The following is a 13652-nucleotide window of genomic DNA, read 5'->3' on the forward strand; positions in this document are numbered from 1 at the left end:
GATTAAATAGGTCAACTATTCTCACGAATCCATCGAAGCTGTCTAGAACGCTCAAGACTGTCGACTCGTTCTACTGACTCTTCAATAGAGAGTATGCTCGAAAGCATAAGTCCGACAGGCTCCTGGAATGTTTTTCAATGCCTCAGTAAAACTCTTTTTCCAGGGGCGAAGGAGTGCTGACTCCAGAATTCTTCGATGCTCAGCTTCTGCACTTCTCTCATGTTTACCTGCATGTGCTTTGAGTGCATCCACTATTTTTTCGTCAATATTGCGTACTATCAGATTGACCATGAGAATCTCCATAAGCATTCAATCTATAGGCGATATCATTGATATCACTTCCAATAAGTCATTGGGTTTGTGAGGGCTCTTGTTCAATTTATCTAGCTGCCGATATTTGATAAATATGTTCACAGGCACCCAGCTCTCATGTTCACAGCCATTCAGAAACCATTTCATAAAAATGCAGCACCGCTTCTTATAACGTGCACACTGCTGGCTATGTGGACAGCTCTTCTAATCTGGGACTTTGGGCTGTCCAGCTATAACTTCAGGCGAGTAACTCAGGTTGTTTATCTTTCAGCAGCCTTTGGAGTGTTCATCTTTTGCTGTCATCCCCTGAAGGGCTCTGTTCATTTACCAGTTCTAGCCAAGATACTGATCATTCTTGGCTTATTGTTTGGAACATTATCTGCACTTATGAGCCAGTATCCTGAAAAAGGGCTTCAAGAGGTTGGGCTCTACAGTTTACTAATTATGAGTTCACTGCTTCTGGCAAAGAGTATTGACGAGAGAAAGTTGATCAGCGTCATCAGCCTCATCGGTATAGCGATAGGTTTTTACGCTTTTGGCTACCTGTTTCAGTATGCTATTCATCTGCAATACCCGCCTGATGCCTGGATGCACACGGTTTACGGATTCACCAACCCAAGGATTTTAAATCATGCCCAGAATTGCTTGATTCCTTTATTGGCATTATTGCCTATGGTATCGAAGGATAAATTACCTTTAATCCAGATATTAAGCTGGATTCCTTTGATTGTGATGTATTTTTTCCTTTTCCTCTCGGAAAGTCGAGGCATTACTCTTTCCCTATTGGTGAGTGGGATAGCGGGTTATTTTTGTTTTAAGGAACCCATGAAACAGTTAATTCGAATTCATGGGAGAGCGCTGATAGTGGGCTTGTTTCTTTATGTGGTGTTGATCTGGCTGATTCCTTATGTGCTGGAGCATGGGTTTAATGGATTCAGGCCTCTTACCGACACATTAAAAACCTATGATCGTCTTGAGCTTTGGAGCACTGCGTGGGCGTTAACAGTACAGAATCCTTTGTTTGGAGTGGGGCCACAGCAGTTTATTCTTTCTACAGGCAAAGGGCCCGGATCACCCCATAATATGGTTTTTCAGTGGCTTTCTGAGTGGGGCGTTGTTGCTACATTGTGTCTAATCACTGCTTTACTGTGGGGCGGAATATCCTTTCTCATAGGGCTCAGAAAGCGTTTGGATAAGAAACAGCTCACTCAGCAGGCAACCTATGTTCAGATAAGTGCCTTGTGGGCCTGTTGCAGTGCAGTGCTTCATGCTCAGATCAGTGGCGTACTCATCACACCGATGAGTCAGCTGATGATGGTGCTTGTGGTGGGCTATTGTCTGCATGCTCACAATAAGGAAAGCGTAGAGACTGGCGCTAGAGTATCGGACTATTCCGTTGTTGCCCGGACTGTTTCAGGATTATGGGTGTCATTACTCATCTTGTTATCGATGAGCTTTTTTATCATTTTCTATGGTGAGTTTATTCAAGGCGGCTACCCTATTTCTATTCCTTTCGAACCTATGGCTCCACGCTTCTGGCAGAATGGAGCCTTCCAGCTTAATTGGAGCCTTTAGCTTAATTGGAGCCTTTAGCTTAATTAATGTGCACTTCGCGAGCGACCAGTTGTGGATTCAGTAAACCTTCATAGGAAAAAAACTCTTGAGTCTGTCCTCTCTGATAGCGGACTTCATAAAGCATAAAGAAGGGAAACCCACCCCCCCAGCTCATCTGGCTGAAATCAGCGTGCCAGCCAACAAATGTGTGCTCCTTATAATCGCCCAGCTCATTACCTAAAAGTGGCCTGAAGTTGTCTTTGCCTGAACCCGTGGTTTTCAGCGTATGGTGCCCGGACTGAATGATCAGCATCAGCTCTGAACCTTGCTCTGCTTCAAAGTAGTGATCTACTTCCCCCTGATAAACATATTGCAGGCTCACAGCCCCTGTTATCACTGTAGATGTCAGTACCAGTACAACAGTGATGGCCCGGGCGGCGAGTGAGAGGTTTTTATTATCGAGAAGGGTGCGATTTCTCATAGCAGCTGCCTTAGTTGATGAACCTGTAAATGGGTTATCGGAGCAAGCCTGAAAATCACGAGAAATCAGATGGCTCAAGAAGGAGAGATAAGCCTAAAGCTCTGGGCATGAACGCCGAAACATCCTGCTAGAGACTGACCTGTGGGGCCCGGTGTAACGGCGGAGGGCAGCTATTCAATGATCGAGGATGACGAGATGAAAACATGGATGTCCAGGATGCTGGGTTTCACGTTGATCGAACTGATGATCGTAGTGGCGATCATTGGTATTCTGGCGGCAGTGGCGATTCCCCAGTACCAAGACTACACCCGTAACGCGACTGTGAATGCGGCACTCAGTGAAGCCAGTCAGTTTAAGACTGCAGTCGGTATTTGTGCACAAACTAATGCTATCACTTCATGTGTAACTTCTGGAACGAACGGTATTCCAGCAATCAGGAGTGTTACAAGTGGTGTTACAGCTTTGTCAGGAGCAGGAATAATAACCATTACACCTGGTGGTGCATATGGTAACGAAACTTTGACTTACACACCTGACGAAACAGGAACAGTATGGAGTTTAACTTGTGCATCTGGTCAAGCTGTATGTAGTAATGAAGCTTTGACAAAGAACCCAGATTTTTCACCCTAATAATCCGCTATACAGAGTGTGTTGAGGCTGGATGCAAATCCGGCCTTTTTTAATGAAAATACCAGTTAATCCCAAAGACACTGAGAATAGTGGTAATCAACCCGCCAAAGGTAATCCAGTACTGGCGGTGCATGGCACCTACTTCGGAGCGGACTCCGGCAACATCATTTCTCACATCAGCCACTTCGGAACGCACATCAGTCACTTCGGAGCGCGCGTCAGAAATTTCAGCTCGCAGTGTGTTATAGCTGCTTTCACTCTTTAACTGAACCTGCATAATGGCTTCTTGCATGATCAGCACATCTTTCTTGCTGGCGTTGTAATCGGGATCAAGTGACGCACTGACCTGGTGAGCCAGTTCTTCATCAATACCGATCTTTTTAAGTTGTGCAAACAACGACTCAGCCATAAGACCTCTTAATTAATTAATGAATTAATGACTTATATAGGGTTGGCAGTGACTGAATCAGGATAGATGACAGTTGATGAAATTCAAGAAGACAAGAAAAGGCTTTTCTATAAAAGAGTTACTGCCGGGGGGCAGGGTGGCTTAGAAGCTCCAAAGTCTCGCTGATGGCTGAAGTTTGAAGGTATTTTTTCAGTATTTTTACTTGTTCAAGGTTCATATGGATTCTGGTGGCTATTTCCTGATTCTGTGCTGTAAAGAGCTCTGGCCATTTTTTAAAATGCTTTGCCAGTTTTATGGAACGACTTTCTCCTACCTGTGGAATGCTTAAAGCTCTTATCTGAGACTTCAGAGGCGATGTGTGAGCATTGCTTAGCGCAGAAAGTAGTTGTCTGGATGAATCGTCGGCTAAGCCTGCCTGTTTCAGGTTAGATTCTGATAGTTTGAAAATATCTGGAAAGTGGCTGATGGCTTTATTGGCCATCAGCTTTTTTATCAGTGGTTCGTGCAAAAAGGGGATATCCAGCCTCATGCCCAGCCATTTTAGCCGGGCTGTCAGTTGTTCTTCACAGCCGGGTTTCAACTCAAGACAAGAAAAAGGGTCGTACTTTGCCTGGTCAGGAAGCGCTGGTTTAGTGCGATGTTCTGGCCTCAGAATCACTTTACCAAAAACCGGTGTGGCTGCGCCTTTTAGTTGAACGGAGATCTGATCGCCAATAGCAATGTCTTTCTCAGTCAGATTGTTAATACTGCCCAATGAGACCTGCTGGATGGTTTCACCTTTGATTTCAACAGGTTCAAGCTGAAGAACCGGAGTGATGTGGCCGGTTCTGCCTACTCTGAAATCGACACTCTTGACTTCCGTGACAGCCATGTCTGAAGGGAATTTCCAGGCAATAGCCCAGGCAGGATTGTGGCTGTGCCAGCCCAGCTTTTTACGCAGTTCCAGGTTGTCCAGTTTCAGAACGATGCCATCCATAAGGAAGGGTTCAACATCGCTTCGGTTTAAATAAGTTTGGCGAATCTTCTCAATATCTTTGAAATTATTACCCAGGTCGGTGTACATAGTGGGTAATTCAAAGCCATAAGTGTACAGGATATTAATGACGGTATTGTCGCTTTCGAAGGGGCTGTTGACCCAGCGCCAGGGGAAAAACTCAATACTGCCCAAGGATAGAACGTCCAACTCATTGCGGCTGATATGGCCAGAGACAAAATGACGGGCACTGCTGTAACCTGACTGTCTGACGGTGTCATCCAGTCGGGCAAAAAGCTCACCATGCAGGATGATGTCGTTATACTCGGTTTTCAGCTCCTTCGGTATCCTGGGCATCAGTTTTACTGCATCCAGAATACTCTCACCCTTATCGCCAGTACCTCGTGTAGAAGCGGCAACCAATTTGCCGTTTTGATAGACCAGTTCAACGGCAACACCATCTATCTTGGGTTGAACCAGAATGCGTTCCTTACCGGCTTCTTTAAGGAATTTCTTGATGTCTTTAATATCCCGTGCTTTCTTCAGGCTGCCCATAAAAGCTCTGTGATCCACATCACCCTCTGCATTTTCCTGGGCCACGGCTGGCAGAGTCAGGTCTGGAAAACACTTTTTCAGTGATTGCAGCTGAGCTTTTAATGCATCGTATTCATTGTCGGTTAAAACAGGGGAGTGCTTGTTGTAGTAGAGATCATCATGATGTTTGACCTCTTTCTGTAGATCGCTGATTTGCTTTTTAGTTAGCTCTTCAGTCCAGGCTGGACATGCAGCGAAAACGGACTGGCCGATGGTTAATAAAGTGATGAAAAGTAATAGTGAGAGTCGATCAGGCATGAGTTCGGTAATCTGCTTAGAAAAAGAAACCATAAGGATGGAACCTGGTTTATAGAAAAGTATCTAAGATTATCGGCTGAATAAGCTCTAAGGTTATTCGTCTTTTGAAGGGCTCTGTTCATATTAAATGTTGGTAAGGTTTAGAAACTCTGCAATCGTGCGGGACAGTGACGTTTCTTCTGAAAGTCACAGGATATCCAGTTTTCTTGGGCTGCGAGGATCGGAAAATATCCTACCAACATTTATTACGAGCAGAGCCTTTTGAAGCGTTTAGAGTCGTTTGCAAACCACAGATTATTAGATTCTTATGATTATTCGTATAGTTCTTTTGGTATGTTTTTTAATGAGTTTGACGATCCCTGTCAGTGCTGAGGAGGAAGTCAGGCATCGTTTATGGGAAGTTTATGATGAAGACCAGAAAGTCAGAGGGTACCTGTTTGGGACGATCCACAATACGCCTCTGTCACGTTATTCCGAGCAGTCTGTAGCGATTCTTTTTGCTGTGTTTTCAGGATTGCAGGAGGCGATTGATCAAAGTCATCATCTTGTTTTTGAAACGGCTGAAATGTTTGGTTATGAACCGTTAAAAGACAATAATGATTTATTCAGGAACTGTAGCCGGGGTCTTTCCAGTTTTCTCACTGGTAACGAGATGGAATTAGCCAGACAGAAGCTGAGCTCTGAAAATAGCCAGTTTTCAAAAGAATCTAATGTTGACTGTCTGAATTCTATGTTAGTCAGCCTGTCTGACCAATTTATGTTGAAAGGGGTTGACGAAGACTTCTCTGTTTTTACCGGGTCGGTGGATGATGCGTTACTTTCTTATGGTCAAAGCAAGAAAAAAACATTTGGGGTTCTAGAGTGGAATGAGGTTCATTTAATGTTGCTGTCTTTTCCTGAATTTATTCAAAAAATCAGGTTGAAAAGATGGTTATTGAGAGATGAAAGTCGAGTTCTTTTGACTCATGAAGCGCAAGAGTATGAATATTATAGAAATATGATACTTTCGTGCTATTTAACAGATCCCTACTGTGATATTACTGAGGCAGAAAAGTTAAGCTTGGGGTCAAGATATGCGCCGGGAGCCTACCCTTCATTGTTTATTTATCAATGGGTTGAGCAGTATATTGAAAAAATAATGGTGGATGCCAGGAACTTTTGTTTCATGCCAACCATTAAGAGCGAACTTGAGAAGTCATATAAAAGCATGTTTGTTGTTGGCTATAACCATTTATATGGTCAAAACGGTTTGGTTAACTTGCTCCTCTCTTCGGGCTATACCGTTAAACCGGTAATGATGAAACTGCCAAAACGGATTAAAGTTCAAGAGTGATGTGAACTGTACAGGGACACTTCTACTTCAATAGTGATGTGACGTGTCCCCGGTTTGGCAACAACACGCATAAATCGAGCTAACTCTGGTAACCATTGGGGTTATCGGACTGCCAACGCCAGGCATCCGTAACCATTTCTTCCAGTCCACGCTCGGCTTTCCAGCCCAACTCTTTTAGCGCTTTTTCAGGGTTGGCGTAGCAGGCTGCAATATCTCCGGAGCGGCGGGGAGTGACTTCATAAGGAACCCCTTTACCGGATGCCTGTTCAAAGGCTGCCACCATTTCCAGTACGCTGTAACCTTTGCCGACACCCAGGTTCCAGGTATGCACGCCTTTGGTCGTACGAAGTTTTTCAATGGCTCTGACATGCCCTATTGATAGGTCAACCACATGGATGTAATCACGGACACCGGTACCATCCACGGTTGGGTAGTCGTCACCGAATACTCTCAGCTTTTCCAGTTTGCCAATCGCGACCTGGGACACATAAGGCATGAGATTATTAGGGATGTCGTTAGGATCTTCGCCAATACGACCAGAAGAATGAGCACCTGCTGGATTGAAGTAACGCAGCAGGGCGATGCTCCAGTCTGTATCTGACTTGAAGAGGTCTTCAAGCACTTCTTCCACAATCAGTTTAGAGCGACCGTAAGGGTTGGTGGCACTCAGTGGAAAGTCTTCTGTGATAGGCAGCGTGGCAGGATCACCGTAAACCGTGGCGGAAGAACTGAACACGATGCGTTTAACGTTGGCTGCCTGCATAGCCTGACAAAGTACAATGGTGCCGTACACATTGTTGTCATAATAATCGAGAGGAATCTCACAGGACTCTCCGACGGCTTTCAAACCGGCAAAGTGAATAACGGCTTCAAAGTCATGTTGTTGAAACAGGGAGTCCAACAGGGCACAGTCACGAATGTCTCCGTTGACAAACTCCAGTGTTTTACCGGTAATGTTCTGGACACGACTCAGCGACTCTTCACTGCTGTTACTGAGGTTATCCAGAACCACTATTTCATAGTTGTCGTTTAATAATTCCAGACATGTGTGGCTGCCAATATAGCCTGCGCCACCGGTAACAAGAATTTTGCTCATTATCTGTCGCTCCCTGTTCAGAACTTTGCTTTATCAACCAGTCTCATGGACAAGTCGATGGATTGAATGTCTTTGGTCAGAGTTCCAATGGAAATAAAGTCGACCCCGGTTGCTGCAATGACCGGCAGGCGCTCGTCGGTGATACCACCGGAAGCTTCCAGCTTGGGTTGGGGTGCAGGCAGGGTTTTGTTGAGCTCAACCGTCTCTCTAAGTGTTTCCAGAGGGAAGTTATCCAGCATGATGATATCGGCACCAGCGTTGCGAGCCAGTTGGAACTCTTCCATGTTCTCAACCTCAATTTCCACGGGTTTACCCGGAGCCATTTCGCGGGCCTTGTTGACGGCCTGCTCAATGCCACCGCAGGCGGCAATATGATTTTCCTTGATCAGGAAGGCATCATACAGACCGATTCGATGGTTGTGGCATCCACCTGCCTTAACAGCATATTTCTGGGCAAGGCGAAGACCGGGCAGGGTTTTACGGGTATCCAGCAGTCGAACGCCCGTCTCTTTGACCAGATTAGCATAGTGATAACAACGGGTTGCGGTGCCAGAAAGTGTCTGCAGAAAGTTCATGGCGGCACGTTCGCCGGTTAACAGACTGCGAGCTGGACCTTCCATATAAACCAATACCTGGTCGGCTTGAACCTGCTCTCCTTCTTCGACCTGCCAGTCCAGAGTGACCGACGGATCAATCTGCTTGAAGACTTCATCAAACCAGGAGCGTCCGGCAATAACAGCGGACTCCCGGCAAAGAATACGGGCTTTGGCCATCTGGTCAGCAGGGATCAGGGAGGCGGTGATGTCGCCTGTACCGATATCTTCTTCCAGAGCATGTCGTACATTGGTCTGGATGGTTTCGGTCAGGTCAGAAGCGGAGTGGTCCTGGGGCTGCATGTCGACTCTTTATCGTGAACAATCTTTCGCTGGAAATGATAAACGATTGGCAGAGATTATAAACAACTCCTGAGATTTTCTGCGTACAAAGATTTGATACTGAGGTTAATCAGGCAGCTCGCAGACGGGATTGGAAACTTTTTTGCTATCCAGTGGCAGGCTAATAGTGAACTCAGTGCCTTTACCGGGTACTGAAAAGACACTCATGCTGCCTTTGTGGTGAGTCGTAATAATAAAGTAAGAGACAGAAAGCCCCAGTCCAGTTCCTTTACCGACTTCCTTGGTGGTGTAAAAGGGCTCAAAAATGCGCTTGCGAACCTGGCTGTCTATGCCGCTGCCATTGTCTCCTACCGAAATAATGACCCGGTCATCCTCTTTGACGGTTCTCAAGGTAATCTGCCCGACTTCTGTTTTATCCTTGCGGTGATTAATGGCAAAGGCGGCATTTTTTAAAAGGTTCAATAGCACCTGCTGAATTTCGCTGGCAATGCAGGGAACATCCTGAAGAGTGGGGTCCAATTCCTTGTGAACCCGGATATGCATAAAGTCGAGTCCTTTCTGAAGGTTGAAGTCATTGGCCGCTATTTCAATAGTCCGCTCAATCAGATCAGTCAGTGGGGTAAGAGACAGTGCCCGTTCTCCTCCACGACTGAAAAGCAGCATATTTGAGACAATTTTTGAGGCACGAACCCCTGCATCCTGAATATTATCGAGAAAGCGCACTATGCCACGCTCTTCCAGGTAATGGTTTAAAGCATCAAGCGATATATTTTCCTCGTCCGCTGCTGCCTGGTTTGCAGGCAAACGATTGGAAAGTCGACGGCGGATATTCTGGGTATTCTGGATGATGGCACCTAGCGGGTTATTGATTTCATGGGCCATCCCCGCTGCCAGTCCACCTACCGACATCATCTTTTCTGTCTGCACCATCATTTCTTCCAGTCTCAGGCGCTGGGTGATGTTATCAATTCTTATGACGGCTCCGGGCGTGTCATCACCACTCAATGGGTAAATCACAAGGTCCAGGTAGCTCTCTGTTTCATCCAGTTTGATGGGAAGCTTTTCGACACGCTGTGCCGTCTGTTCTGCCAGGGTTTTTTTAATTTGATCCTGACACTGATAGAGGAACGGTAAAATGTGCACCAGTGGCTGGCTGATAATCTGGCTGAATGGCAACCGGGCCAATCGAGCCGCTTCAGAGTTGCACTGATTCACCTTGAGCTGATTATCAACAGCAACGAGGGCAGAAGGCATGGAATCAATAATATTGTTGAGGTAGTCCTGAAAACGGGTCAGTTTTTTTTCAATCTGGTGTCGAACTACCATTTCCCGCTCAAGCTCCTCGTTGCTGAGTTGCATTTGAGCAGCCATCTGTTGAGCCTGTGCTCCCGCTTTTTCTGCCTTGTCCCGTTCTTCTGTTAATTGCTGGTCACGAATGGCAATACGTTGCAGCATGGAATTAAAGGTTTCGGCCAGAGAACCTATTTCATCTTTATGAAAACGTCTCGCCCTGATTTCATAGTTTTCTGCTTCAGACACTTTCTTGGCAACCCGGATCAGGTGAAGGACAGGCAATGTCACGAATCGGCGGATAAAGCGTGTCACCATGAAGGTCAGCAGTGCAAAAACGAACAGAATCAAAAGGCCTGCCAGGCTCATAAAACTAAAAAAGAATAGGGGCAGGGAAGGGTCAGCCTGAATGTACAGTGTGTATTCCTGCCCAGGCATCTTTTCGACATGAGCCATATACTGGAACTCCGATTCAATGCGGTCAGGAACTTGCGACGGTATAGAGAATTCTTTTGGAAGGCTGTTATAAAAAGCGTGGAGTTTACCCTCCGGATTGTAAACGGCTAAAGCCCGAATCTGGGAGTATTCGCTGGCGGCGGCCAGAGTCTGTTCAGCACGCGTCACATTCCCGGTTAATGACATCAGAACGGCATCTTCAGACAGAATCTTGACGACAGCCTGTACATTAGCCGGAAGGAAATAATGTTTGGACATCAGATAGGCTGAAACCATCACCACTCCAGTGGCAATGATGGCAATAGCCAGTACTACACTGATCAGCCCGCCCAGCAGTTTTCTGCTGAGAGAGAGGCTGGATAAGTAACGATAAAAAGCCTGGTTGAGTCGGCGCATGGGTTGTTGTTCTTTTCATTGGGACCCATTTACTGCCGAAGCTACTCCCTTTTTTTAATTAGTACAATGGTTCTATTTATTGTTACTGAATACCAAGGTTTGCCAGCTCTCTCATAAGCTGCTGGTTGGCAGGGGTTTTCACACCCAGCTTTGCCGCTTGTTCAATCAAGTAACCGTTGATGAAAGTCAGTTCCGTCTTTCGGCCTTGTCGAGCATCCATGCAGGTAGAAGAGTTGTTCATGGCGGTATCTCTGCAAACTTGTTTGACTAACTCAAGAAGATTTCCGGGAGTGGGAATCCCTGCTGCACTTCTTACTTGAGTGACTTCTTCTGTCAGTGCTGCCAAACGTGCTCTTCGTTCTTCTGTGTCCAACAGCTCACCGTTCTTACAATCATATAGGGCAGTCAGGCCATTGATAGCACAATTGACAGCCAGCTTGTCCCAAAGCTTAAGCTCTATCGGATGAGTATATTGAATGTCGACTGGTAGCTTTTCCAGAGAACTTCTTAAGCCCTGCCAGGTAGATTCATCAGGTGTATGACCCATCGGGCCTATCCAGGTTGAACCATGACCGGCATGGCAAACATGCAGAAAATCTTTCATCCACGCACCTTCCGTTGTAGAAGCTGCCCAAACGGTTTGTGAACTGAAATGCTGAGCTATAGCCTGTTGGCTACCCAACCCATTCTGCATTAATAGTATCTGACATTGGTCTGATAATTGGTCGGCCACTGAATGAACCGCCGCTTCTGCATCCTGAGCTTTAGTGCAGACCAGTAAGTACTCTATGGAAGTGGTAAGAGATTGGGGTGATTCCAGATTGATGGGATAGTGATGAGTGGTTCCATCCAGCTCTTCGATGGCCAGAACAGGATCCTTGGTTTGCAGAGTATGGAGTCTCTGTTCTCGTAAAAGCAGGGTTGGTTTCATGCCTGCTTTTAGAAACTGAGCTGTCCACAGGCAGCCCATACTGCCAGCACCCATAATATGCCAGGTCACTTTGCTGTCCACCCAGATTGCAAAAAGAGCAGTTTATACAGGGCAGGATAATTTGTGAATGAGCAGTGTAGTTATCTGAGTTAGCCGGTTTCAGGTTGTTCTATTGACTTCAATTTTTCTTGACCTGTCTACAGCTTTATAGCTTATGGTTCCTCGCTATTGATAGTTGAAGGGTACTTAAATGTGTATCGAATTTCTGAGTTAGCCGCTGCCGTTGGACTCTCACGCACAGCACTTCTTTATTATGAGAAACAGAAGCTTATTTCAGGAAAGCGACTTGAGAATGGGTACCGTTTATACAGCGATAAAGATCTTCAACGAGTTCGTTTGATTCAGCAGCTGCAGGCTGGAGGGTTGACTCTGAAAGAGTGCAAAGCCTGTCTGGAGTCGAAACTGGACAGACACTTATTACAAAGCCGACTCAGGCAGCTTGATGAGGAAATTGCACTAAAGCAACAGTCACGAGCTTTACTCGCAGCCATGCTGGGGGAGGGTGATCTCAGAACCTGGCATGAGGATCTTGACAGGCTTGCTCCTGATGCTCATCTGGATTGGTTAATGAATCAGGGCTTCAGTGAGAAAGAAGCCTTGAGATTGAAATGGTTATCAAAAGACATGAATGATCACGAAACGTATATGGCCGACTTTATGAAAGTCTTTGAGGGGCTCGAACGTTGGGGGCCAGGCAGTAAAAAGGACACGCTAAAAGCTTTGTCACTGGTGCCTGCAGCGCCCACCAGTATTCTGGAGGTCGGCTGCGGTAAAGGGCTGGCAACAAAGGTGTTGGTTGACAACACAGGCGCAAAGGTGACGGCAATAGATAATGAACAGTCAGCATTGACTGAGTTGTCAGAGCGTTTTGAGCAACAGGGTATTTCCGGAAGGCTGAATACGGTATGCGTTAGCATGACTGAGTTGCCTTTTGAGAAAAAAAGTTTTGATCTTATTTGGGCAGAAGGCAGCGCTTATATTATGGGGGTTCAAAAAGCACTGGCGCAATGGCACCCGCTTATACAGCCGGGTGGTTTCATGATGGTAAGCGACCTGGTGTGGCTGACAGATAAACCAAGTCAGGAATCGATGGAATATTGGAAGCAGGCTTATCCTGATATTCAAACGATTAAAACGCGTATGGAGCAAATTCATGTTGCTGGATACGACATGGTAGATTCTTTTTCCCTCAGTAGAGAAGCTTGGGATAACTACGCTGAACCCCTCAGAAAACGAATCCATGATTTGTCACCTGCCATGCCTGGCTCAGTTGCGCTGCAGAACATTGAAACTGAGATGGGTATCTACAGAAAATACCTTGGCGAGTTTGGCTATCAAATGTTTGTTCTTGCTAAACGCAGTTAAACAGCCATGAGCCGGTAAACCGTCATTCAAGTCTATGGTTTTGTCCTTAGTGCGATTAAGGATGTCTATACTTTCTCTACCTTGCCAATGTCGTGGAGAGTATTCATGGGGCACATATACAAAATTCTGGAAGTGGTAGGCAGCTCAAATGTCAGCAGCGATGATGCTATTCGCAATGCTATTGCCACTGCCAGCGTGACGTTGAAAAACCTGGGTTGGTACGAAGTTGTGGAGCATCGTGGCCACATCGAAAATGGTGAAATAGCTCATTTCCAGATAACGGTAAGAATTGGCTTCAGGTTGGAAGATCACGACAAATCATCTTGATTTATATACCCCGGTTAACCGGGGCTTGCCATCCAACAGGGATTCTCGGATACAATAGAGGGGAGGCCGTCGAACTCAAGACTGTTTCGGCCTAAAATCCAGAAAGAGCGGTCAGTTTTTTCGTTGTATTTGTTTAAATAGATTAACTATTCGCACAAATACAACGAAGCTGTCTAGGAGCCTGTCGGACTTACCACTGACCTACTGCGAAAAAGCCGGATTTGGCCATTTTCTATGATTCTTTTCGTTGAATAGCTCGCTATTCGCCTCAAATAATCATAAAAACTGTCT

13 protein-coding genes are annotated in these 13652 nt (G+C 45.9%); 5 read left to right on the top strand and 8 right to left on the bottom strand.

Going from position 1 to position 13652, the window contains the following annotated elements; translation table 11 throughout:
- Positions 1–81: 81 nt before the first annotated feature.
- Positions 82–291: a FitA-like ribbon-helix-helix domain-containing protein gene (locus tag ACR2PX_RS09840; protein WP_433999184.1), complete on the bottom strand. Its 210-nt coding sequence runs from the start codon at positions 289–291 to the stop codon at positions 82–84.
- Positions 292–756: 465 nt separating this feature from the next.
- Here ACR2PX_RS09840 and ACR2PX_RS09845 point away from each other — a divergent pair, with 465 nt between their 5' ends.
- On the top strand, positions 757–1887 hold the full coding sequence (locus ACR2PX_RS09845) for an O-antigen ligase family protein (protein WP_433999185.1): 1131 nt from the start codon (positions 757–759) through the stop codon (positions 1885–1887).
- Positions 1888–1906: 19 nt separating this feature from the next.
- Here ACR2PX_RS09845 and ACR2PX_RS09850 read toward each other — a convergent pair whose 3' ends face one another.
- Positions 1907–2347 carry a hypothetical protein gene (locus ACR2PX_RS09850; RefSeq protein ID WP_433999186.1) on the bottom strand — a complete coding sequence of 147 codons (441 nt, stop codon included), beginning with the start codon at positions 2345–2347 and terminating at the stop codon, positions 1907–1909.
- Positions 2348–2524: 177 nt separating this feature from the next.
- Here ACR2PX_RS09850 and ACR2PX_RS09855 point away from each other — a divergent pair, with 177 nt between their 5' ends.
- On the top strand, positions 2525–2977 hold the full coding sequence (locus ACR2PX_RS09855) for a pilin (protein ID WP_433999187.1): 453 nt from the start codon (positions 2525–2527) through the stop codon (positions 2975–2977).
- A 49-nt stretch (positions 2978–3026) separates the two neighbouring features.
- Here ACR2PX_RS09855 and ACR2PX_RS09860 read toward each other — a convergent pair whose 3' ends face one another.
- Positions 3027–3386: a hypothetical protein gene (locus ACR2PX_RS09860; protein ID WP_433999188.1), complete on the bottom strand. Its 360-nt coding sequence runs from the start codon at positions 3384–3386 to the stop codon at positions 3027–3029.
- A gap of 118 nt (positions 3387–3504) precedes the next feature.
- Positions 3505–5244 carry a hypothetical protein gene (locus ACR2PX_RS09865; protein WP_433999189.1) on the bottom strand — a complete coding sequence of 580 codons (1740 nt, stop codon included), beginning with the start codon at positions 5242–5244 and terminating at the stop codon, positions 3505–3507.
- Between the two features lie 274 nt (positions 5245–5518).
- On the opposite strand from ACR2PX_RS09865, the gene ACR2PX_RS09870 reads away from it, so the two are divergent.
- Complete coding sequence (locus tag ACR2PX_RS09870; protein WP_433999190.1) at positions 5519–6544, top strand: TraB/GumN family protein; 1026 nt, start codon at positions 5519–5521, stop codon at positions 6542–6544.
- Positions 6545–6623: 79 nt separating this feature from the next.
- Here ACR2PX_RS09870 and galE read toward each other — a convergent pair whose 3' ends face one another.
- The 4 genes from galE to ACR2PX_RS09890 form a co-directional block, all read right to left on the bottom strand.
- Entirely contained in the window at positions 6624–7640 is a 1017-nt protein-coding gene (gene galE / locus ACR2PX_RS09875) for a UDP-glucose 4-epimerase GalE (protein ID WP_433999191.1), read from the bottom strand.
- Positions 7641–7657: 17 nt separating this feature from the next.
- A complete protein-coding gene (gene nadC / locus ACR2PX_RS09880) occupies positions 7658–8536 on the bottom strand; it encodes a carboxylating nicotinate-nucleotide diphosphorylase (protein WP_433999192.1) in 879 nt (292 codons plus the stop codon).
- A 105-nt stretch (positions 8537–8641) separates the two neighbouring features.
- A complete protein-coding gene (locus ACR2PX_RS09885; protein WP_433999193.1) occupies positions 8642–10678 on the bottom strand; it encodes an ATP-binding protein in 2037 nt (678 codons plus the stop codon).
- Between the two features lie 82 nt (positions 10679–10760).
- Positions 10761–11678, bottom strand: coding sequence for a ketopantoate reductase family protein (locus tag ACR2PX_RS09890; RefSeq protein WP_433999194.1), 918 nt, complete (start codon positions 11676–11678; stop codon positions 10761–10763).
- 183 nt (positions 11679–11861) lie between these two features.
- Between ACR2PX_RS09890 and ACR2PX_RS09895 the strand changes: the two genes are divergently transcribed.
- Both ACR2PX_RS09895 and ACR2PX_RS09900 read left to right on the top strand, forming a co-directional pair.
- Positions 11862–13034: a MerR family transcriptional regulator gene (locus tag ACR2PX_RS09895; RefSeq protein WP_433999195.1), complete on the top strand. Its 1173-nt coding sequence runs from the start codon at positions 11862–11864 to the stop codon at positions 13032–13034.
- Between the two features lie 105 nt (positions 13035–13139).
- Positions 13140–13361, top strand: coding sequence for a dodecin (locus ACR2PX_RS09900; RefSeq protein ID WP_433999196.1), 222 nt, complete (start codon positions 13140–13142; stop codon positions 13359–13361).
- Positions 13362–13652: the final 291 nt, after the last annotated feature.

Source organism: Endozoicomonas sp., assembly GCF_051008435.1.
Classification (GTDB): Bacteria; Pseudomonadota; Gammaproteobacteria; order Pseudomonadales; family Endozoicomonadaceae; genus Endozoicomonas_A.

Bases quoted from the DNA above. Each gene is read 5' to 3' on its own strand.
- ACR2PX_RS09840 (WP_433999184.1), bottom strand. From the start codon at position 291: ATGGTCAATCTGATAGTACGCAATATTGACGAAAAAATAGTGGATGCA.
- ACR2PX_RS09845 (WP_433999185.1), top strand. From the start codon at position 757: ATGAGTTCACTGCTTCTGGCAAAGAGTATTGACGAGAGAAAGTTGATC.
- ACR2PX_RS09850 (WP_433999186.1), bottom strand. From the start codon at position 2,347: ATGAGAAATCGCACCCTTCTCGATAATAAAAACCTCTCACTCGCCGCC.
- ACR2PX_RS09855 (WP_433999187.1), top strand. From the start codon at position 2,525: ATGATCGAGGATGACGAGATGAAAACATGGATGTCCAGGATGCTGGGT.
- ACR2PX_RS09860 (WP_433999188.1), bottom strand. From the start codon at position 3,386: ATGGCTGAGTCGTTGTTTGCACAACTTAAAAAGATCGGTATTGATGAA.
- ACR2PX_RS09865 (WP_433999189.1), bottom strand. From the start codon at position 5,244: ATGGTTTCTTTTTCTAAGCAGATTACCGAACTCATGCCTGATCGACTC.
- ACR2PX_RS09870 (WP_433999190.1), top strand. From the start codon at position 5,519: ATGATTATTCGTATAGTTCTTTTGGTATGTTTTTTAATGAGTTTGACG.
- galE (WP_433999191.1), bottom strand. From the start codon at position 7,640: ATGAGCAAAATTCTTGTTACCGGTGGCGCAGGCTATATTGGCAGCCAC.
- nadC (WP_433999192.1), bottom strand. From the start codon at position 8,536: ATGCAGCCCCAGGACCACTCCGCTTCTGACCTGACCGAAACCATCCAG.
- ACR2PX_RS09885 (WP_433999193.1), bottom strand. From the start codon at position 10,678: ATGCGCCGACTCAACCAGGCTTTTTATCGTTACTTATCCAGCCTCTCT.
- ACR2PX_RS09900 (WP_433999196.1), top strand. From the start codon at position 13,140: ATGGGGCACATATACAAAATTCTGGAAGTGGTAGGCAGCTCAAATGTC.